Annotated in this window: 21 protein-coding genes; 18 read left to right on the forward strand and 3 right to left on the reverse strand. The window is 57.5% G+C overall.

The genetic code is table 11. The annotated features are described in order from the left end of the window. Positions 1-86: 86 nt before the first annotated feature. From OE750_RS08010 to OE750_RS08030, 5 genes are all read left to right on the forward strand, one after another. A complete protein-coding gene (locus OE750_RS08010; RefSeq protein WP_263763326.1) occupies positions 87-800 on the forward strand; it encodes a CoA transferase subunit A in 714 nt (237 codons plus the stop codon). Between the two features lies 1 nt (position 801). Beyond that, positions 802-1,425, forward strand: a complete 624-nt coding sequence (locus OE750_RS08015) for a 3-oxoacid CoA-transferase subunit B (protein WP_263763328.1) — start codon at positions 802-804, stop codon at positions 1,423-1,425. A 112-nt stretch (positions 1,426-1,537) separates the two neighbouring features. Then, positions 1,538-2,536, forward strand: coding sequence for a lysylphosphatidylglycerol synthase transmembrane domain-containing protein (locus OE750_RS08020; RefSeq protein ID WP_263763330.1), 999 nt, complete (start codon positions 1,538-1,540; stop codon positions 2,534-2,536). Continuing rightward, entirely contained in the window at positions 2,536-3,843 is a 1,308-nt protein-coding gene (locus OE750_RS08025) for an FAD-binding oxidoreductase (RefSeq protein WP_263763332.1), read from the forward strand. Before OE750_RS08020 ends, OE750_RS08025 begins: the two co-directional genes overlap by 1 nt. Before the next feature lies 1 nt (position 3,844). Beyond that, complete coding sequence (locus OE750_RS08030) at positions 3,845-4,594, forward strand: SDR family NAD(P)-dependent oxidoreductase (protein WP_263763334.1); 750 nt, start codon at positions 3,845-3,847, stop codon at positions 4,592-4,594. A gap of 7 nt (positions 4,595-4,601) precedes the next feature. Here the strand turns inward: OE750_RS08030 and OE750_RS08035 are convergent, their stop codons facing one another. Both OE750_RS08035 and OE750_RS08040 read right to left on the reverse strand, forming a co-directional pair. Further along, entirely contained in the window at positions 4,602-5,813 is a 1,212-nt protein-coding gene (locus OE750_RS08035; RefSeq protein ID WP_263763336.1) for a UbiA family prenyltransferase, read from the reverse strand. Then, a complete protein-coding gene (locus OE750_RS08040) occupies positions 5,813-6,682 on the reverse strand; it encodes a lytic transglycosylase domain-containing protein (protein WP_263763338.1) in 870 nt (289 codons plus the stop codon). Before OE750_RS08040 ends, OE750_RS08035 begins: the two co-directional genes overlap by 1 nt. 356 nt (positions 6,683-7,038) lie before the next feature. On the opposite strand from OE750_RS08040, the gene OE750_RS08045 reads away from it, so the two are divergent. The 13 genes from OE750_RS08045 to OE750_RS08105 all read left to right on the forward strand — a co-directional run bounded on the left by OE750_RS08045 (position 7,039) and on the right by OE750_RS08105 (position 18,038). Further along, positions 7,039-7,224 (forward strand): Flp family type IVb pilin, encoded by a 186-nt coding sequence (locus tag OE750_RS08045; RefSeq protein WP_263763340.1) that lies wholly within the window; start codon positions 7,039-7,041, stop codon positions 7,222-7,224. An 83-nt stretch (positions 7,225-7,307) separates the two neighbouring features. Continuing rightward, a complete protein-coding gene (locus OE750_RS08050; protein ID WP_263763342.1) occupies positions 7,308-7,499 on the forward strand; it encodes a Flp family type IVb pilin in 192 nt (63 codons plus the stop codon). A 93-nt stretch (positions 7,500-7,592) separates the two neighbouring features. Beyond that, a complete protein-coding gene (locus OE750_RS08055; protein WP_263763344.1) occupies positions 7,593-7,778 on the forward strand; it encodes a hypothetical protein in 186 nt (61 codons plus the stop codon). 209 nt (positions 7,779-7,987) lie between these two features. Next, the gene (gene cpaB / locus OE750_RS08060) at positions 7,988-8,836 is read left to right on the forward strand and encodes a Flp pilus assembly protein CpaB (RefSeq protein ID WP_263763346.1); all 849 of its coding nucleotides are present in this window, start codon (positions 7,988-7,990) and stop codon (positions 8,834-8,836) included. Between the two features lie 217 nt (positions 8,837-9,053). Further along, the gene (locus tag OE750_RS08065) at positions 9,054-10,472 is read left to right on the forward strand and encodes a type II and III secretion system protein family protein (protein ID WP_263763348.1); all 1,419 of its coding nucleotides are present in this window, start codon (positions 9,054-9,056) and stop codon (positions 10,470-10,472) included. A 17-nt stretch (positions 10,473-10,489) separates the two neighbouring features. Then, the gene (locus OE750_RS08070) at positions 10,490-11,161 is read left to right on the forward strand and encodes an OmpA family protein (protein WP_263763350.1); all 672 of its coding nucleotides are present in this window, start codon (positions 10,490-10,492) and stop codon (positions 11,159-11,161) included. Between the two features lie 238 nt (positions 11,162-11,399). Beyond that, positions 11,400-12,644, forward strand: a complete 1,245-nt coding sequence (locus OE750_RS08075) for an AAA family ATPase (RefSeq protein ID WP_263763352.1) — start codon at positions 11,400-11,402, stop codon at positions 12,642-12,644. A 12-nt stretch (positions 12,645-12,656) separates the two neighbouring features. Further along, positions 12,657-14,117, forward strand: a complete 1,461-nt coding sequence (locus tag OE750_RS08080; protein ID WP_263763354.1) for a CpaF family protein — start codon at positions 12,657-12,659, stop codon at positions 14,115-14,117. A gap of 5 nt (positions 14,118-14,122) precedes the next feature. Continuing rightward, the gene (locus tag OE750_RS08085) at positions 14,123-15,091 is read left to right on the forward strand and encodes a type II secretion system F family protein (RefSeq protein ID WP_263763356.1); all 969 of its coding nucleotides are present in this window, start codon (positions 14,123-14,125) and stop codon (positions 15,089-15,091) included. A gap of 11 nt (positions 15,092-15,102) precedes the next feature. Beyond that, the gene (locus tag OE750_RS08090; RefSeq protein ID WP_263763358.1) at positions 15,103-16,068 is read left to right on the forward strand and encodes a type II secretion system F family protein; all 966 of its coding nucleotides are present in this window, start codon (positions 15,103-15,105) and stop codon (positions 16,066-16,068) included. Between the two features lie 7 nt (positions 16,069-16,075). Continuing rightward, on the forward strand, positions 16,076-16,648 hold the full coding sequence (locus OE750_RS08095) for a tetratricopeptide repeat protein (protein ID WP_263763360.1): 573 nt from the start codon (positions 16,076-16,078) through the stop codon (positions 16,646-16,648). A 31-nt stretch (positions 16,649-16,679) separates the two neighbouring features. Continuing rightward, complete coding sequence (locus OE750_RS08100) at positions 16,680-17,537, forward strand: tetratricopeptide repeat protein (protein ID WP_263763362.1); 858 nt, start codon at positions 16,680-16,682, stop codon at positions 17,535-17,537. A 6-nt stretch (positions 17,538-17,543) separates the two neighbouring features. After that, positions 17,544-18,038, forward strand: a complete 495-nt coding sequence (locus OE750_RS08105) for a prepilin peptidase (protein ID WP_263763364.1) — start codon at positions 17,544-17,546, stop codon at positions 18,036-18,038. Here OE750_RS08105 and OE750_RS08110 read toward each other — a convergent pair. Further along, positions 18,026-19,549, reverse strand: coding sequence for a hypothetical protein (locus tag OE750_RS08110; RefSeq protein WP_263763366.1), 1,524 nt, complete (start codon positions 19,547-19,549; stop codon positions 18,026-18,028). The two genes, OE750_RS08105 and OE750_RS08110, sit on opposite strands and share 13 nt — an antisense overlap. Positions 19,550-19,626 lie beyond the last annotated feature (77 nt).

Consider the following 19,626-nt stretch of genomic DNA (forward strand, 5'->3'; position numbering starts at 1 on the left):
TCCTTAAGTAGAAACCCTGCTACGATTGACTCTGCGCGCGCCGCGCGCCACAAGTCGGGCAACCCTTTCACTTCAGGAGTTATTCCATGAAAAAAGTCTACGGATCAGCCACCGAAGCGCTGGACGGCCTTCTGCATGACGGCATGTTCATCGCTTCGGGCGGTTTCGGCCTTTGCGGTATTCCAGAGCTGCTTTTGCAAGCCATCAAGGAAGCCGGCACAAAAGATCTCACCTTCGCCTCCAACAACGCGGGCGTTGATGATTTCGGCATCGGCATCTTGCTGCAAACAAAGCAGGTCAAGAAAATGATCAGCTCCTATGTGGGCGAAAATGCAGAGTTCATGCGCCAGTATCTCTCGGGCGAGCTTGAGCTCGAGTTCAACCCCCAAGGCACCTTGGCCGAGCGTATGCGCTCCGGCGGCTGCGGCATCCCCGGCTTTTACACCAAAACAGGTGTCGGCACGGTCATCGCCGAAGGCAAAGAGCACAAAGACTTCCCGACTGGCCCCAATGGCGAGTCCGAGACTTACATTATGGAAAACGGCATCTTCGCCGATCTGGCCATCGTGAAAGCGTGGAAAGCCGACGCAACAGGCAACCTCGTGTTCCGCAAAACGGCCCGCAACTTCAACCCGCCCGCCGCCATGTGTGGCAAGGTCTGTGTTGTCGAAGTTGAAGAAATCGTGCCGACAGGCTCGCTTGATCCTGACAGCATCCACCTGCCCGGCATCTACGTGCACCGCATCATTCAGGGTGATCACGAGAAACGTATCGAGCAACGCACAGTACGGAGCGCATAATATGTGGGATCGCAATCAAATGGCGGCACGCGCCGCACAAGAACTGCAAGACGGCTGGTATGTAAATCTCGGCATCGGTATCCCGACGCTGGTAAGTAACTACATCCCCGAGGGCGTTGAAGTAACACTGCAATCGGAAAACGGTATGCTCGGCATGGGGCCTTTCCCCATCGAAGGCACAGAAGACGCCGATCTCATCAACGCGGGCAAGCAAACCATCACCGAGCTGCCCCAAACCGCCTATTTCGACAGTGCCCAAAGCTTCGGGATGATCCGCGGCGGCAAAATCGCCATGGCGATCCTCGGTGCGATGGAAGTTGCCGAAAACGGCGATCTCGCCAACTGGATGATCCCCGGCAAGCTCGTCAAAGGTATGGGCGGCGCGATGGACCTTGTCGCAGGTGTAGGCCGTGTGGTTGTGGTTATGGATCACACCAACAAACATGGCGAAAGTAAGGTGCTCAAGGAATGCACCCTGCCGCTCACAGGCAAGGCTGTTGTCGATCGTATCATCTCGAACCTCGGTGTGCTGGATGTCGTCGAAGGCGGCCTCAAGATTGTCGAGCTTGCCGATGGCGTAACAGAAGAAGAAATGCGCGCTGCAACGCAGGCGACACTGGTCTGAACACCGTCAAGATGTTGCAAAAAGCGGGCTGCGAGCGTGGCCCGCTTTTTATTGTCCTCCTGTTGGGACAAATCCATAAAATTGCCCTAATCTGTTTCTAAAATGCCGGGCAATGACAATGAGCAGTGACTTTCCAGCAAAGCCCATCAGAACGGGACCAAACCGCTGGCGCGATTATGCGCTTTTGGGCGGGCTCTTTGTGCTTGTGCTTGTCGGCCTCGCTTCCCTCGCCGCTGCAACGGGCTGGCAAGAGACAATGGACCAGCTGCGCAAGCTCTCCGCGTTCGAAGTTGTCATCCTTCTCGCCCTCAGCCTTGTCAATTACCTCTTCCGCGCCCTGCGCTGGCATTACTTCACCCGCTGCCTCGGCATCGGCACGCACCTCGCCCAAAACATCCGCCATTTCCTCGGCGGCTTCGCTATGTCCGTCACACCGGGCCGTGTGGGCGAGCTGATCCGCATGCGCTGGATCAAGCGCGAAACAGGCTGGAGCTTTGAGCGCACAGCCCCCCTCGTTCTGGTTGACCGTGCCTCCGATCTGGCTGCCATGGCCCTCATACTCGCGGTCGCGCTCCTCTTTTCAGGCGCGATGATCCGCTTCGCAATTCCCGTCACGCTTCTGGCTTTTGCGGGCGCAGTCCTCGTCACCCGCCCCACGCTTCTCTCGGCCAGCGCGGGGCTGTTTTACCGCACAACAGGTCTCTTCCCCCGCCTCATGGCCCGCATCCGCCGCGCCGCGCGCTCGCTCAAAGCCTTCTCCAGCGCGGGCATCCTTATACTGGCGACAGCCCTTGGCCTCATCGGTTGGCTGGCCGAGGGCTACGCCTTCTGGCTTCTGCTCACATGGATGGACGCCGAAATCTCCTTCTGGCTCGCCGTGCTGATCTTTGTGTTCTCAACACTTGCAGGCGGCCTCACAGGCGCACCCGGTGGCATCGGCGGGGCAGAGGCGGCCATGGTTGGCCTCCTGCTCCTTGAAGGCATCCCACTCGAAGTGGCCTTGCCCGCAACAGCTGTCATCCGGCTCACCACGCTTTGGTTTGCCATTCTCATCGGTCTTGGCGTCTTTCCTTACGCCGAAGCAAAATCCAACGAAAAAGGAGCGCATTAATGCTCTGGAACACCCAAACATACACAGGTTGGGGCCGTGCGCTTTCCGCCGAAGGCGAACTCGCCCGCCCCGAACGCGCCGCCGCTCTGGCAGGCCTTGTCACACACCCCGCCATCGGCGCACGCCGCTCCTATGGTGATGCTTGCCTCAACAGCAAAGGCTCAGCCGTTGACATGTCACGGCTCGATCGCGTCCTCAGCTTTGACGTTTCCACAGGCCTTGTCGAAGCCGAAGCAGGCGCGCCCATCGGTGAGCTTGCCCGCCTCTTTGCGCCCATGGGCTGGATGCCCACAGTTATGCCCGGCACAGGCTTTGCCACGGTCGGCGGCTGTATCGCAATGGACGTTCACGGCAAGAACCACCATGTTGATGGCAGCTTCGGAAGCCATGTCACCGCAATCAAGCTCATGGTGAACGGCAAACCCAGAACCATCACCCCCAAGCGCAATGCCGCCCTTTTCAAAGCCACCATCGGGGGCCTCGGCCAAACCGGTATCATCGCCTCTGCCACACTCCAGATGAGCCGCTGTGAAGGCACAGGCATGGAAGTGACCGAGCAGCGCGCCGAAAACTGGGAGGAGCACATCGCCCTGCTCTCAAGCTCCCAAGCCCGCTACACTGTGGGCTGGCTCGATTGCACCGCCAAAGGCAAAAACCTCGGCCGTGGAATTGTCGAAGAAGCACGCAGCACCGCCGTGCGCCCGCAATCCTCGCACAAGGGCGGCAGCAAATCCGTTCCCTTCAACTTCCCCCGCTTCACCCTGTCCAAAGCCATGGTCTCGGGCTTTAACAAAGCCTATTACCTGCGCATCCGAGACGGCGGCCAGACCCGTATCAAGCCGCTGGAGGAGTTCTTCTTCCCGCTCGATAAAATCCACAACTGGAACCGCCTCTACGGCAAGAGCGGCTTTCACCAGTTCCAATGCGTCTTGCCCGATGACAAGCTCCCCGAGCTGCGCGCCATGGTTGAAACAATCGCTCAAAGCGGCCTCGCGTCACCACTCGCCGTGCTCAAGCGGCTGGGCTCTGATGCCGCCGGCGTGATGTCCTTTCCGATGCAGGGCTACACCCTTGCCGTTGATTTTCGCGAAAGCGAGAAGGCGCGCAAGCTCATCAAAAAGCTTAACGCCGCCACTCTGGCCGCAGGCGGGCGGATCTATTTCGCCAAAGACAGCCTCGCCACCGAGGCGGAGGCCAAGGCCATGTATCCCGACTGGGCCGCATGGGCCGCAGAGGTCAACAAAGCCGACCCCGAGCATACGTTTGAAACCGACCTGACACGCCGCCTTGGCCTGAGGAGCATCTGACATGACACAAGATAGCAAAGACACATGGATCATCCTCGGTGCAAGCTCCTCCATGGCACGTGCCTTTGTGCGCCGCTTGGCCGAAGACGGACACGGCCTCATCCTCACAGGCCGCGATAAAGACGATCTGGCCCGCATTGCTGCCGATTGTAAGGCCCGCGGCGCAAGCTCGGCCACCAACTTCCCGATTGATGCCCGCGATGCCGCAACTTTTGCCCCCATCCTCACCCATGCCAGCGGGTTGGAAGGCCAGCTCTCTTGCGCGGTCTTTCTCGGCTCCATGCCGGACCAGAGCGAAATTGATGCGGACCCCTCGTTGATTGACGGTGTAATCGCCGACAGCTTTACGGGACCAGCGCAATTCTTGCAGTTGCTCGCCCCCCAGATGGAAGCGCGCGGCGGCGGAACGGTTGTGGGCATCGGCTCTGTCGCGGGCGACCGTGGCCGCCTTGGCAACTATGTCTACGGCGCGGCTAAAGCCGGTTTTGCGACTTACCTCTCGGGCCTGCGCAACCGCATGGGCCGCTCCGGTGTGCATGTGATGACGGTGAAGCCCGGCCCTGTAGACACAGCCATGACATGGGGGCTTGGCAAACAACCCTTCATGACAACCTCGGAAGGTGTGGCTGGGGACATTCTCAAAGGCCTGAAGAAGCAGCGCAATACTGTCTACACGGCAGGCATATGGCGGTTGGTCATGCTGGTGATCCGCAATATCCCCGAGCCGATCTTCAAAAAAATGTCGATCTGAACGAGGCTCAGAAGCCGAACCACTTGCCCCAAAGCCCCGCCGCATAAAACATCAACGACAGCGTGATAAGGATCAACCCGATCCCGCGCTTGTCGCTGAGTGCAAAAACAATCGGATCGTAATCCTGTTTGCCATAATAACCAAGCCGCACCATCCGGAAGAGCCATGCCGCCAGCGGCACCATGGCGAGCCAGAGAAACCAGCGGTCAGGATAAAGCGCATGCGCCTGCGCACTGTGGCTGTAGATAAAGAAAATCACCAAGGCCGAGATCATGCTCACCACAGCAAAGTTGAGCAGCTTGCCGCGATCAGGCCGCCCGTAGCCCCGCCCCGGCAGGCGCTCGTCATTTGTTGCAAGGGTCAGCTCGGTCAGCCGCTTCACAGCCCCCAGCGTGAGGAAAACGGGAAAGATGAAAAACAGCATCGCACCCGAAACAGCAACCCCCGCCGCGGCCGCACCTGCCACAACGCGCACAGAGTAGAGCGACGCCAGCATGGCAATATCCACCCAGCGCATCCTCTTGAGGCGCATCGAGTAGGCGACCGACACAAAAACATAAAGAACTGTCACCGCCAGAAACTTCGGTCCCAAATAGGCACCCACGCCAAGCGCGACACTGACAAGCAAAAGTCCCGCCAGCATCCCCACAGTCAGCGGCACTGTCCCGCTGGCAAAGGGGCGTTTGCATTTCTTGGGGTGCAGGCGGTCGGCCTCCAGATCAACCAGATCATTCACAACATAAATCGAAGAGGCCGCCGCCGAAAACGCGATCATCCCCAGAAGCGCCAGCCCGATGGAGGCGCCATCAAAGCGATGCGCCGCCAGAAGCGGCAATAAGAGCAGAATGTTCTTCACCCATTGATGCGGCCTGATCGCCTTCAGCAAAGCCGCCATGTTCCAGCTCTGCACCCGCGTCTCGCCTTTGGCATCGCTCAGTTCAAGCCCATGCTCTGCTGCCAGAGCCTCGGCAATCTCGGGATGCACAGCCGTAGACAGCGCCACGCGTTGCCCCGCAGCCTTCAGCTTGGCGATCTCGGTCAACACATCTGCATCAAGTGGTAGCAAATCCACCCTCAGCACTTCACCGTCTGGCTTCTCCCCGCTTGCAAGGCTTGCCAATGCGGCCTTCGGGTTCACGCCCAATGTGCCCCAGAAATATTCAAGCCCCGGGTTCGTGCGTAGCAAGCCGCCCTTCAGTGCAAAAACCGTCAGCCCCATCAGTCTGCTTTCGCCATTTTGAAGTTGAACACGCAACCGTCACTGGCCAGCTCGGGAGGCGTGACGCAAAGCCCCTTCGCTGTTTGAAAAGCCGCCAGAACTTTGGGGACATAGTCACGTGTCTCGGCATAATCAGGCACACCGCCCGCGCGCTTCACCGCATTCTCGCCCGCATTATATCCCGCCAGCACCAGTATAGGGTCGCGGTCAAACTCTTTCATCAGCGCATCAAGGTAAGCCACACCGCCCTTGATATTCTCCGCAGGCAAAAGAGCGTCACTCACGCCAAAGCGTTCGGCAGCTGCGGGCATAAGCTGCATAAGCCCCTGCGCACCTGCACTGCTCACAGCGTCAACACGCCCACCGCTTTCAATCGCGATCACAGCCAGCACAAGCGCGGGTGAAACCTCCGTGCCGATTGTCGCTTTCAATATCTCCGCACCGCGCACTTCAACAATCGCGCGCAGGGTTTCAAGCCGGGGAGTCAGCACCGCCTTGCCGCCTGGCCCGTTGTTGACAGCCACGAGCGCAGGCGCAAGCCGCCCGGGTGCGCTTTCCGCAATGTTCGGTGAGATCTTGTCCCAGAACCACGCATAAGTGCCCGTCTTTTGCTTGGGCATTGGCTTTGCTTCGCCATCCGCTTTCGGCTCATCCGCTTCCGTCGCAGGGCGGCTTACAAGGCTGCTGCTCTTGCCGCGCTGGCGCTCAAGGTCTTCGGGTTCGATCTGGATATTGATCCGGTTGTTCGAACCGGCCTTCGGCGGCTTCACCATTTTAAACGTAAATTCACGGAATTGTGCCGGCTCTTCAGCCGTCACAGGGGCGGCACCGACCAGCGCCACGAGACTCGTTATATATAGGGCCCGCATTTTTGCGTTCTGCTCTGCCTGTTATTTTGACACGACTATCGCAGAATCTTTCGATTTGGGCCAGCCTTGCGCGAATTTTCACGTTAAATTTGGCTCAATACGTAAGAAGAAATAAAAAAATCCGCCCTTTTTAATAAAAATTCAGCACAAAAATCATTTAATATCAAAAGCTTACAAAATAGGGCAACAGGTTCTTTGAATTGCGCCAAAATTGCTTAAATCGCGCCCAATTCCTGCCTCTTTCAACTGGCTATATCTGCCCATACCGAGACGGTGATGAGCCAAAGAGAGAGAGCGGCACATCAATAACCCGAACCGGTGAACATAAACCTAATGATCCTTTGGAGGGACACACCATGATGAACTTTATCAAAAACTTCAGCAAAGACGAAGACGGCGCAGTAACAGTTGACTGGGTTGTTCTTACAGCCGCAGTTGTTGGCCTCGCAGTAGCAGCCTATGGCTCAATCAAAGGCGGCTCAACAGACCTGACATCAGCAACAAGCGATTACATGGGCAGCATCGACGTAGGCAACTTCTAAGACCTGCTCCTGCTTCGCCGCAGCGCTCTCTAAAGGCGCTGCGGCTCACAATTTCCACGAAGCGCTCTATGAAGGAATTTACGATGATGAATTTTATCAAAAACTTCAGCAAAGACGAAGACGGCGCAGTAACAGTTGACTGGGTTGTTCTTACAGCCGCGGTCGTGGGCCTCGCAGTAGCGGCCTACGGCTCGATCAAAGACGGCGCAGTTGAGCTGACGTCACGCACGAACGCCTACATGGGTTCACAGAACCCTGGCGCAATCGGCGACTAAGCTGACTTTGAGGGGCCGCACCTCCCGAATGAGGGGGCGCGGCCCCTTCTTTCTGCCATCGGCAGGAAAGCCGAAGCATGAAAGGTCACAGAAATGCGCCGTATTATAAAACGTCTTATCTCGCGTGAAGAAGGTGCAGTGACAGTTGATTGGGTTGTCCTCTCCGCCGCAGTGGTCGGGCTCCTTGGTGTCGGCTACGGTATGATGCGAACCGCCGCTACAGATCTTGCAGACACGACCGAAGCCTACATGGGCTCCACCAGGCCAGACGATTTCTGAGTTTCGCAGCGCCCTATCCAAGCTCCAGTCACGACCTGAATGATTATTGCCGCCACATCACTGGCGGCTTTTTCTTTTGCGCCCCCCCTGCCGTCAAGTTCACTTTATCACCCCTACCGCACCATGATCTTGCCATATTCACAAGCTAGATAGCTGACCAAGGCATAGCCCGTGCGGCTTGCACAATAACAAAACTTGAGGAGCTTAACATGCGTGGCGTTTTCGGATTGGTACTCCTTGTAGGCATCGGCCTTGCAGGCTTTGCTGTCTACATGGCAAAAGACTACATTGAGGGTTATCAAAACGCCCTCGCTGCAGAGCGCTCGAAAGGCGGCTCTATCGACACAGTTGAAATCTTCGTGTCCAAAAAGTCGGTCAAATACGGTGACCAGCTTACGGCAAAAGATGTCCGCCTCGTGAGCTGGCCCACAAAATCCGTTCCCGATGGCGCTTTTCTCAAGCCCGAAGTTCTCTTCCCGCAAGGCTTTGATCAGCCCCGTTCCGTGCTGCGCTCGATCGAGCCGGGCGAAGCTATTCTGGCCGTAAAACTCACTGAAGCTGGTGAGGCAGCCGGCCTGACATCCCTGCTCAAGCCCGGACAGCGCGCCTTCACAATCGAAGTCAACGTCTCCTCGGGCGTTTCAGGCTTCCTGCGTCCCGGCCACCAGGTTGATGTATACTGGACAGGTCGCGTCGCCACTCAAAATCGCACCGCCGAGGTGACAAAGCTGATTGAATCCAGTCTGCCGCTCATCGCGATTGATCAATCAGCCAATGAAGAGGTTCTAAAATCAGGTATCGCGCGCACAGTTACAGTGGCCGCCTCTGCACAGCGCGTTGCGGCACTGGCTCAAGCCCAGTCAACAGGGCGTCTTTCGCTCTCGCTTGTCGGCTCGGGCGATGCCCCCACCGAAGAGATAATCGAGGTTGATCAAAACGCCCTTCTCGGGCTTGCGGCAGCCCAAGCCCCTGTGGTGCAGCAGCAAGAACAGGTCTGCACGACCCGTGTGCGCCGCGGTGCGGAAGTGGTCGAAATGCAGATCCCCTGCACCAACTAGAGTAGGCCAGCGCCACGCAAACACATCATAATGGGGTCCGGCTCGCGCCGGTCCCCGTTTTTATATCAAGGGGAAATGGGCACCTGTTGCCACAGATCAACATAAATAAATCGTCGGAAACCTTTGATTCTTGCAATAAAAACCAAACTAACGCATGGTCACGGCAATAACGGGCAAAAAGCCCACGACACTAATGTGATCAGAGAGGCAGGTCACAATGACATTGAGCAGATTCATTAAAGCAGCTGTAGCAAGCTTTGCGCTTACGCTAACGGCCGTTCCCGACGCCGTTTTGGCTGAGTCCCTGCGCGTTGTAAAACGCGGCACATCAAGCACCCTCGAGGTTCCGATGAACCGCGCGGTCGTTGTAGAAAGCGACCAGGCGTTCGATCAGCTATCCATCGCCAACCCGGGCATCGCTGACATCTCGTCACTTTCGGACCGGACAATCTATGTTCTCGGTAAATCGCCGGGTCTGACAACGCTTACCCTTCTGGATGCCAACGGCCGCCTCATCACAAACGTCGATGTGCGCGTAGCTTCGGACATTTCCGAATTCAAAGAGCGCCTGCGCCAAATTCTCCCCGGCGAGAAAATCGAAGTGCGCACCGCAAATGACGGTATCGTGCTCTCGGGCACGGTTTCATCCATCACGCGCCTCCAGCGCGCGCTTGATCTGGCCGAGCGTTACGCCCCCGAGCGGGTCTCGAACCTTATGGTCGTAGGCGGCATTCAACAGGTTATGCTCAAAGTGCGCTTCGCTGAGATGCAGCGCACCGTGTCAAAGTCGCTCAGCGCGTCTCTTTCGCTCAACGGCAATATGGCGGGCGGCAATCTCGGCATCAATGGCGGCTCGAACACAACAAACAACTCCGGCGCCATCGCCACAGCTCTCGGCGGCAACGTGCCCGCAGGCAACGAAAACAACGGCGCATTGCTGTTTGGCTTTAACGCCGGTTCCGTCGAAGTTGGCGTTTTGCTCGAAGCTCTTGAAACAAAAGGCCTCGTGCGCACCCTTGCAGAGCCGAACCTCACCGCCCTTTCAGGGCAGGAGGCCAAGTTTCTTGCAGGTGGCGAGTATCCCGTCCCGATTTCACAAGACGGTGGCTCGGTCACGGTTCAGTATAAGCCTTTTGGTGTAGAGCTTAACTTCATTCCCCGTGTGGTGGATGGCGACCTGATCAACCTCGAGCTTGAAGCCGCTGTATCGTCAATCGACACAGGCAATGGTGTCACTTTCAACAACTTCACGATTGACGCGTTCAAGCGCCGTGAAACCAAAACAACGGTCGAGCTGCGTGATGGCGAAAGCTTCGCAATCGCCGGCCTTCTGCAGGATGACTTCCGCGATAACGCTGGCCAGGTTCCTTGGCTCGGTGATCTGCCGATCCTTGGCGCCCTCTTCCGCAGCGCCGACTATTACCGCGAACAATCCGAGCTGGTAATCATTATCACAGCCCATCTTGTCACCCCGACACGCGGCGAAGTGCTTGCGCTTCCCACAGATCGTGTGCGCCCGCCGTCAGAAAAAGATCTGTTCCTGCATGGCCGCGTTGCCACCACAGGTCAGGGCGGTGTTGTCGGCGAGGTTGCCAAACAAGACTTCAACGGCTCTTATGGCTATGTGATGGAGTGAGGCAGATGATGGGGCACATGAAAAAACGTATCGCACGAAACAGTCTGATCGCATTGGCCGCGTGCACAGCGCTCACCGCCTGCACAAACAACCCGGCCATGATGCGCTTTGAAAGCGAATCCGGCTTGCTTCTCCAGGGGCAGGATTTCGGCAACTCGACAATGAACAACACTCAGATCATGTCGGGCGAGAAGTCTTATGCCATTGATTTGGCAAACAGATTTGCCGCCGAAGTGATTACCACAGTGCATTTTGCGTTCAACTCGGCCCAGCTCGATGCAGGCGCTCAGGATGCCTTGCGCGAACAGGCCAACTGGATCCGGCAATTCCCCGAAATCACCTTCCGTGTTTTCGGTCATGCTGACGCCCCCGGCTCGAACAGCTATAACAAAACTCTCGGTCTGCGCCGTGCGCAAGCCGTTGTGGCCTTCCTTGCAACGCAGGGTATCAGTCGGAAACGGCTTGAGGCGGTCTCCTCGTTGGGCGAAACGCAGCCTCTCGTGGCAACAGAAGGCCGCGAACGCCGCAACCGTCGCGCTGTAACCGAGGTTTCAGGCTTTGTGCGCTCACACCCCTCTGTGCTTGACGGCAAATATGGTCAGATCATCTATCGCGACTATATCACATCGGCCGCTCCGGCGACCGCCACCTCCGGCATAACCGGCGCCGATATGGCGACAAGCCAATAGAACTTCAGGCAAGGGGCGCATGTTTTGCGCCCCTTTCGCCGCTCCTTGAAGTCGGCCAAATGGCCCTCAAGAACGCTGAAAAATCGCAGAAATGCATGTTTTTGGCCCCAATTCTGCCCCACTCTCAAGCGACAGTTCCTCAAAAGCAGTAGTGCGCCTTTCGTAAAGCGAGGCGATGAACCATAGGACAAACGGTGCAAAATGCCCGCCTGTGTGTTCCAGAATGAGGAATGAGGCAATGACGCGTTCGGATACAACACCCCAGGAGCTTCCCCCGCTCAAGGCCTGCACTGTCAGCCGTGACGTGCAGAACTTCGATCTTTTGATCGAGGATATGGAATCTGCCCTTGGTGAAGCCTGGGGCGATCTCGGCTTCAACGAGGCCCGTCACTTCTTTGAACAGCCCGAAGCCGAAGCGCTCGAATTTGTCGCTCTGGCACTTGATGCCGAAGATGAAGACAAGGTCGTCTTCCTCAGCGAGATTATCAAATCAGCCAAGGCCAAAGGCATCAACGTCATTGTCATCGCCGAAGATGTCACCCCCGCGTCCCTGCACCAGCTTCTGCGTGACGGGGCGGACGAGTTTGTCCCCTACCCCCTGCCCGAAGGCGAGCTTCACGCCGCCATCGAGCGCCTTAATGCACCTGCGCCCGCAGCCCCTGAGGCCGTGGCCGCTCCAGTGCCTGCGGCACAAGGGCCCGGTAAAAGGGATGGCGTGATTATCGCCTGTCACGGTCTTGCCGGCGGCACAGGTGCAACAACCCTTGCGGTCAATCTTGCATGGGAGCTGGCCAACGCCGATAAGAAAAACCCGCCCAAAGTCTGCCTGATTGACCTCGATCTGCAGTTCGGTTCTGTTGCAACCTATCTCGACCTGCCGCGCCTTGAGCCGGTGTTCGAGCTTTGGACAGACACGGAAAGCATGGATGACCAAAGCTTCAAAGCCGCGCTTGTCGGCTATGAAGAGCAGCTCAGCGTTTTCACGGCACCTTCCGATATGATCCCGCTGGATCTGATCACCTCAACCGATGTGGAGCGCGTGCTCGATATGGCAGCGTCGCACTTTGATTATGTCATCGTCGATATGCCCAAAACCCTTGTGCAATGGTCCGAAACCGTGTTGCGCAAAGCACCTGTCTATTTTGCCACGCTCGAGCTTGATATGCGCTCGGCCCAGAATGCACTGCGCCTTGTGCGTGCTCTTCAGGCCGAAGAGCTTCCCGCCAAAAAGCTGCGCTATGTGCTCAACCGCGGACCGAAGTTTACCGATCTCAACGGCAAGGCGCGCATCAAGCGCATGGCCGAGAGCTTGGAAATCAAAATTGAAATCATCCTCTCGGACGGCGGAAAACCCGTCACGCAGGGGGCCGATCATGGCCTGCCATTGGCCAGCTCGGCCGCTAAAAACCCGCTGCGCAAAGAAATCGCCAAGCTGGCCGCCGAGCTTCACGCTCTCGGTCAGGCTGAAGCCGAAGCCGCTTAAGGAAACCTGTAGATGTTCTCACGTTATAAAAAAGATGGTGCCGCAGGCAAATCTGCCATGGGCGCCAATGTTACCGAGCTTCCTAAAAAAGCATCCTCCGAACCTGTCGCACCTTTGGCACCCAAAGCGTCGACAAGCTTGCGCCGTCCCTCAACAAACGCGCCGGCCGCAGCCCCTGCTGGCGACAAGGAAGCCAAGCGCCGCGAGCGCATCGCCGATCTGAAGCTGGAGTTGCACCGGGAGCTGCTCGACAACCTCAACCTGGCCGCGCTCGAAAACGCAACCGAGGCCGACCTGCGTGCCGAGATCAACGCTATCACCGATGAGGTGCTGGCAAGCAAAAACGTCGTGCTCAACCGCAATGACCGCACAACGCTCAACAAAGAACTGTTTGATGAAGTGAAGGGCCTTGGCCCGCTCGAAACGCTTCTGCAAGATGAAACCGTGAACGATATTCTCGTGAACGGCCCCAAGCAGATTTTTGTGGAACGCAACGGTAAGCTCATGCTTTCCGACATCACGTTCAAAGACGAAAAGCACCTGATGCGGATCATCGACAAGATCGTTTCCGCTGTGGGCCGCCGCGTCGATGAAAGCAACCCCTACGTCGATGCGCGCTTGCAAGACGGCTCGCGCTTCAACGCGATGGTTCCGCCCATTGCCGTCGATGGCAGCCTTGTCTCCATTCGGAAATTCAAAAAAGACAAGCTCGGCATTGACGATCTGGTCGCCTTCGGGGCCTTCTCCGAAGAGATGGCCGCCTATCTTCAGGCCGCCGTATCTACCCGCCTCAACATCATCGTTTCCGGCGGTACGGGCTCGGGTAAGACAACAACGCTCAACGCGCTGTCCAGCTTTATTGCCGATGACGAACGCATCCTGACAATCGAGGATACGGCCGAACTCCAGCTCCAGCAAACACACGTAGGCCGGATGGAAAGCCGCCCGCCCAACGTTGAGGGAAAAGGCGAGGTTTCCCCGCGCGACTGCCTGAAAAACGCCCTTCGTATGCGTCCTGACCGCATCATCGTGGGCGAGACCCGCGGCGAGGAAGTTATCGACATGCTTCAAGCCATGAACACGGGCCACGACGGCTCGATGACGACCATTCACGCCAACAACCCGCGCGATGGTATTTCACGTCTCGAAAACATGGTCGCAATGGCCGGTATCGAAATGCCGCTTAAAGCGGTGCGCTCGCAAATCTCCTCGGCTGTGAACCTTCTGGTGCAGGCCTCCCGCTTGCAAGACGGCTCCCGCCGGATGACCTCGATCACCGAGATCACCGGGATGGAAGGCGATGTTATCTCGATGCAGGAAATCTTCCGCTTCCAGCGCGTCGGTCTCACACCCGACAACAAAATCATCGGTCACTTCACCGCCACGGGCGTGCGCAGCCACTTCTCCGAGCGCTTCCGCCTCTGGGGTTACGATTTGCCCGCCTCCCTCTTTGAACCAGTCGCAGCGGAGTAAGCCTCATGGCCATTAGCGCAGAACCCCTGATTTACGGTCTGATCTTCATCGGCGTGCTCGTGCTCGTCGAAGGTATCTACCTGACAGTCTTTGGCCGCTCGATCTCGCTCAATAGCCGGGTCAACCGCCGCCTGGAGATGATCCAGAAAGGCACCAAGCGCGCCGATGTGATGGACAAACTCCGCAAGGAGATGAACCAGCACAAGAAGTCGATGGGCATTCCGCTTTATTCGCTTCTTGCCACCAAAGCACAAAGAGCCGCGCTGGCCTTCACCCCGACACAACTCATCATGCTGATGGGTTTGATTTCGGTTGTGGCTTTCTTCGGGCTGACCCTCGGCACAGAAACACCGTTGGCCGTGCGCGCCGCCCTTGCCCCTCTCATAGGCATCGGCGCAATTTTCTTCTGGGTCAGCTCCAAAGCCAAAAAGCGCCTCTCAATGATCGAAGAGCAACTGCCCGATGCCGTTGAGCTTATGGTGCGCTCCTTGCGCGTGGGGCATCCGTTTGCGTCTGCCGTGCAGATTGTCTCCAAAGAGATCAAAGATCCTCTGGCCTCGGAGTTCGGAATCATCGCCGATGAATGCGCCTATGGTCGCGATGTGGGCGAAGCTCTCAAAGATCTCGCCGAGCGGATCGGCTTGCAGGATTTGCGCTTCCTCGCTGTTGCCGTAACCATCCAGCAGCAATCAGGCGGCAACCTGGCCGAAATTCTGGCCGGTCTCGCACAGGTCATCCGGTCGCGCTTCCGCCTGTTCCGCCGCGTCAAGGCAATCACCGCCGAGGCGCAATGGTCAGGCAAGTTCCTGTCAGCGTTTCCCTTGGCCGCGCTCGTTTTCATCAACGTATCAAAACCAAACTACTACGATGAGGTCATGGACCACCCCTACTTTATCCCGGCCTGTATCTTTGTGGGTGTTTTCCTTTCGGTAAACCTCCTGGTCATGCGCATACTTACGGATATCAAGGTTTAAGGAACGATTTTATGGACCAGTTAAACGATTCACTTACTGGGGTTCTCGGCCCTTTCGGCCCGCTCATCGCGGTTGGCCTGCTCGGACTGATCCTTATCTTCGTCGCAATCTCGATGATGATGGGGCAGCGAAACGATCCGCTTGAACGGCTCAAGCATGATACACGGCTGCCGTCCAATTCCCGTCAGGTCAAACAAAAACTGCGCGGCTCGCAACGCAACGAAAAGCTCGAGCGCTACGCAAACTTCCTTGAGCCACAGGACGAGCAAGAACTGCAAGGCATGAAGCTCAAACTCATGCAGGCGGGCTACCGTGGCAAAGACTCTGTGCGCTACTTTCACTTTGCCCAGTTCGCCCTCGGCGTCGGTGCTTTGGTGCTGGGCGTCGCGTATTTTGTGCTCTTCGTGCAGGATGAGCAGACAAGTATGCAGAAGACGCTCATGTATATCCTCGGCCCGGGCATTGTAGGCTACATGTTCCCAAAATACTGGGTGACAAAGCGTCAGCAAACCCGCCAGGGCAACCTGACCAACGGCTTTCCCGATTCACTCGATATGCTCTTGGTCTGCGTTGAAGCTGGGCAGTCTATGGAACAATCCATCATCCGCGTGTCAAAGGAAGTGCGCCCCTCTTGCGCCGATCTGGCCGACGAGCTTGAAATCGTCTCGCACGAAATGAAAGCCGGTAAAGACAAGGCAACGGTCCTCAACGATATGGCCGAGCGCTGCGGTTCACAGGATATCTCAAGCTTCGTGACCGTGATGAACCAGTCACAGGCTTTCGGCACACCCATTTCCGATGCTTTGCGTGTCTACTCTGCCGAAATGCGTGATAAACGCGTCATGCGCGCAGAAGAAGCCGCGAACAAGTTGCCAACCAAGATGACACTTGCCACAATGATGTTCACAGTGCCGCCGCTCCTGATCATTCTGGTCGGGCCATCGGTTCACGGCATCACACAGTTGGGCAATATGTAGGGCTTTCATGATTACGCGCCACTTCGGGCTGTTGCTGGCATCACCTCTTATCTTCGCTTTGGCCGCCTGCTCGACGGGCGGCCTCAGCACATCCAAAGACAGCCCCTACGCCCCGGGCCGTGTGGCCGGGGCCGAGGCGGTTGATGGCCTGCTGGTCGGCCACCGCCTTATGGAGGCCGGAGAATACGAGCTGGCGCTCAGAGCCTTCACCCGTGCGGCGGGCGAATATGGCATGACAGTTGATGTTCTCGCGGCCCTCGGCTCCGCCAACATCGGGCTAGGGCGGCTCGGACAGGCCGAAAAACTCTTGCGCCGCGCCACCGAAACAGACGAGGCCGTGCCCGAAGCGTGGAACAATCTGGGTGTTATCCTGATGGAGCGTGGCGAATATGCCGAAGCTGCGCAAATATTTCAGCGTGCCTACGCACTAGATGATGGCCAAAGTGACTCAATTCGCGATAATCTACGCTTAGCGTTGGCAAAATCCGACAATTCGGGCTATGATGACGTAGAAGAACAACAAAACTATAAATTGGTACGGCGCGGAAGCAGCGACTTCCTGATAAGATCGATACCATGACGAGGCTGAGGCAGTAAAAGGACGCAGGCAAATGCGCCATTTTAAAGTAGTTCCACTGTGCTTTGTTGGCATGGCCGTTTTGGCTGGCTGCCAAAAAGCAGGTGACCAGGATGTCGACCGCGCGTTTCAAAACGTGAATGTGGTCGATGAAAGCAATCTCAACGATATCATGCTCACGGTGGCAGATCCCAACGAAGCGGTGACTTATTTCAAGCGCTCCGTGGTTGAAAACCCCGACCGAGCCGATCTTCAGCGCGGCCTTGCATCATCGCTCATCCGTGCCAAGCGCCCCACAGAAGCTGTGCCGGTTTACGAGAGCCTGATGGCTCTTGAAGGCGCAACCAATGAAGACCGCGTCGACTACGCCGATGCGCTCATCCGCGCAGGCGATTGGGCCAAAGCCGAGAAAACCCTCGATCAGGTTCCGCCCACCTTTGAAACCTTCAAGCGCTACCGCCTTGAAGCCATGGTGGCCGACAGCAACAAAGAGTGGAAAAAAGCCGACAGCTTTTATGAAACAGCCGTGGGCCTCACAACCCGCCCTTCCGGCGTGCTCAACAACTGGGGCTACTCCAAGCTCACCCGCGGCGATTACAAAGATGCCGAGCGCCTCTTTACCGATGCCATCCGTCAGGACAACTCGCTCTTCACCGCCAAGAACAACATGGTTCTGGCCCGTGGTGCGCAGCGCAATTACAACCTGCCCGTCATTCCGATGAGTCAGGTCGAGCGCGCCCAGCTTTTGCACACCCTCGGCCTCTCGGCCATCAAACAGGGCGATGTGGAAACCGGCAAAGGCCTGCTGCAAGAGGCAATCAACACGCATCCGCAGCACTTCGAGGCCGCCGTGCGCTCTCTGCGTGCGCTTGACAGCAACGTCAGCAACTGACGCGGCATGGAACTGACCACCCAAGCCGCGTGGCTCTTTCTGCCATTCGTTGTGCCCATCTGCATCTGGGCCGCGTGGAACGATATGCGCGCTATGAAGATCCCGAACAAATCGGTGATCGCGCTGGCGTTGGTCTTTATCCTCCTTGGCCTGTTCGTCTTGCCGCTGAACGAGTATCTCTGGCGGCTGTCACACCTCGTTATCGTGCTGCTGGCCGGTATTGTGCTCAATGCCGCTGGCGCTCTGGGCGCGGGCGACGCCAAGTTCGCCGCCGCCGCCGCCCCCTTTATCGCCATGGGGGATCTTGGCCTGCTGCTCTGGCTCTACGCGGCCAATCTTCTCGCCGCTTACCTCACCCACCGCCTCGCCAAAAACACAAAGCTGCGCGAGTTGGCCCCCGAGTGGAAAAGCTGGCATGTCGGGCCTGATTTCCCGATGGGCTTCAGCCTCGGCGGAACATTGGCAATCTATCTTGCAATGGGCACTTACTACGGCAGCTGAAGCCTGAACGCCGCAAGAAGCTCGTCCTGATAAACAGGCTCAAGCTTGATCCCGCGTTTCGTGATGTCCCGCATCACCAGTTCTTTGTATTCGGGCTTGAAACTGCACTCCGGCAGCACAAAAACACCCGCACTTTCAATGCCCGGCAAGCCGCCATAATACCACGGCGCTCCGCCCTTCAACGAGGTGAAATCGCCGTAAAGCCAAAAGGTGTTGAACAGCCCCGCAGCATAGACCGCTTCGCCCGCAAGCCCGGCCTGTTCCAGCCGCTCCGCCATCAAGCGCATATATCCGACAGCACCCTGCGCAAGCGTGCAATCGCCGTCTTCTTCGATCAGGCTGTAAGTTCCTGCAATATTGCCAAAGCGCGCGCCCACACCGCGCAAGTCGGGATACTGCGCCACCAAAGGCTCAAATACCGCTGCAGGCTGCATCAAGTGCCGCAGCGGGCTCACCGCAATGTTGATCGCAGGCGTTGCCACAAAGGCCAGCGCCAACGCGCCCTGCAACGTCATCGCACGGCGGTCGTCCTGCCCCCGGGCCAGCACCAGAAGCATCAGCCCCCAAAGCACAAGCCACAGCGGATCATTGCCAAAGTTCTGATAAGACACATAAATCGCGCCCGGCAACACCAGCGCAAGAATAAGTCCTGCCGGCTCGCCCTTATGTTTGCTGCGCAGCCACAACACCGAGACCATCGCCAGCAGCGTCCCTGCCGCATAGGCTGGCGAAAGCATCACCTGCGCCCAGCTCTGACCGGGCTGTGGGCGCACTTCCGAGGCCGCAACCGTCAACAAATCACCCAAGTATGCCTGCCAGTAGCCAAATCCAGAAAAAAGCGTCTGCACGGCCAACATTCCAAGCCCGACAAGCACCGCAAAGCCAAGCGTCTTGCCCTGCCCACGCAGCAATAGCCCCAGAATGACCGCAGGAGCAAAAGCGACAAAATAGGTCACTTTCACCAGCACAAGCGCCGCCATCGCCGCGCCAATCACCGCCGCATCGGCCCATGTGTTTTGCCGTCCGGCTGGCAAGATCACCAGCGCCAGCGCAGGAAACACGATCGCCCAGGCCCAACGGTTATAATGCATCGAGAGCGACAGCTTCGCATCGTCACCGCCATAAACCATCCCGGCCGCCAGCAGGAGCACCGCCGCACCAAAAGCCGCCGCCAGCGGCACTGTGCGCATACGGCTCACGCCAACCCAGTAAGCCGGAAAAATCAACAGCGCCGCAACCGCGATCTGCCCCCATTTCAGCGCAGCCCCAAGCCCAAGTCCCGCCTGTTTGAGCATCACAAACGGTGCAACACTCCAAAGCCCCAACGGCGTCATGACGCCCTCATGCAGCCGCGCACCGCCTTCAAGACGCAGCACAATATCCACCAGGTGCAGCATATCCGTTTCGTGTTTGGCAAAGTCCAGCCCACTACGCATCGCGGCCAGCGCGGCCAGCACCGCAACAATTGCCACAACAATGCCCAAAACCCTGCGCGCCTGTGCGTTCTGCATCACAACCTCTTCATTTTTTTTGCACATTATGGGGCCATACTGGGCATTGCACGGTTTTTGTTTGGGCCTTGGCCACA

The organism is Lentibacter sp. XHP0401, from assembly GCF_025751535.1.
Classification (GTDB): domain Bacteria; phylum Pseudomonadota; class Alphaproteobacteria; order Rhodobacterales; family Rhodobacteraceae; genus Lentibacter.

Coding starts and splice junctions, on each gene's coding strand:
- OE750_RS08045 (WP_263763340.1), top strand. CDS start 7,039: ATGATGAACTTTATCAAAAACTTCAGCAAAGACGAAGACGGCGCAGTA.
- OE750_RS08035 (WP_263763336.1), bottom strand. CDS start 5,813: ATGGGGCTGACGGTTTTTGCACTGAAGGGCGGCTTGCTACGCACGAAC.
- OE750_RS08070 (WP_263763350.1), top strand. CDS start 10,490: ATGAAAAAACGTATCGCACGAAACAGTCTGATCGCATTGGCCGCGTGC.
- OE750_RS08055 (WP_263763344.1), top strand. CDS start 7,593: ATGCGCCGTATTATAAAACGTCTTATCTCGCGTGAAGAAGGTGCAGTG.
- OE750_RS08010 (WP_263763326.1), top strand. CDS start 87: ATGAAAAAAGTCTACGGATCAGCCACCGAAGCGCTGGACGGCCTTCTG.
- OE750_RS08080 (WP_263763354.1), top strand. CDS start 12,657: ATGTTCTCACGTTATAAAAAAGATGGTGCCGCAGGCAAATCTGCCATG.
- OE750_RS08030 (WP_263763334.1), top strand. CDS start 3,845: ATGACACAAGATAGCAAAGACACATGGATCATCCTCGGTGCAAGCTCC.
- OE750_RS08105 (WP_263763364.1), top strand. CDS start 17,544: ATGGAACTGACCACCCAAGCCGCGTGGCTCTTTCTGCCATTCGTTGTG.
- OE750_RS08050 (WP_263763342.1), top strand. CDS start 7,308: ATGATGAATTTTATCAAAAACTTCAGCAAAGACGAAGACGGCGCAGTA.
- OE750_RS08025 (WP_263763332.1), top strand. CDS start 2,536: ATGCTCTGGAACACCCAAACATACACAGGTTGGGGCCGTGCGCTTTCC.
- OE750_RS08020 (WP_263763330.1), top strand. CDS start 1,538: ATGACAATGAGCAGTGACTTTCCAGCAAAGCCCATCAGAACGGGACCA.
- OE750_RS08040 (WP_263763338.1), bottom strand. CDS start 6,682: ATGCGGGCCCTATATATAACGAGTCTCGTGGCGCTGGTCGGTGCCGCC.
- OE750_RS08075 (WP_263763352.1), top strand. CDS start 11,400: ATGACGCGTTCGGATACAACACCCCAGGAGCTTCCCCCGCTCAAGGCC.
- OE750_RS08110 (WP_263763366.1), bottom strand. CDS start 19,549: ATGCAGAACGCACAGGCGCGCAGGGTTTTGGGCATTGTTGTGGCAATT.
- OE750_RS08100 (WP_263763362.1), top strand. CDS start 16,680: ATGCGCCATTTTAAAGTAGTTCCACTGTGCTTTGTTGGCATGGCCGTT.
- cpaB (WP_263763346.1), top strand. CDS start 7,988: ATGCGTGGCGTTTTCGGATTGGTACTCCTTGTAGGCATCGGCCTTGCA.
- OE750_RS08090 (WP_263763358.1), top strand. CDS start 15,103: ATGGACCAGTTAAACGATTCACTTACTGGGGTTCTCGGCCCTTTCGGC.
- OE750_RS08015 (WP_263763328.1), top strand. CDS start 802: ATGTGGGATCGCAATCAAATGGCGGCACGCGCCGCACAAGAACTGCAA.
- OE750_RS08085 (WP_263763356.1), top strand. CDS start 14,123: ATGGCCATTAGCGCAGAACCCCTGATTTACGGTCTGATCTTCATCGGC.
- OE750_RS08095 (WP_263763360.1), top strand. CDS start 16,076: ATGATTACGCGCCACTTCGGGCTGTTGCTGGCATCACCTCTTATCTTC.
- OE750_RS08065 (WP_263763348.1), top strand. CDS start 9,054: ATGACATTGAGCAGATTCATTAAAGCAGCTGTAGCAAGCTTTGCGCTT.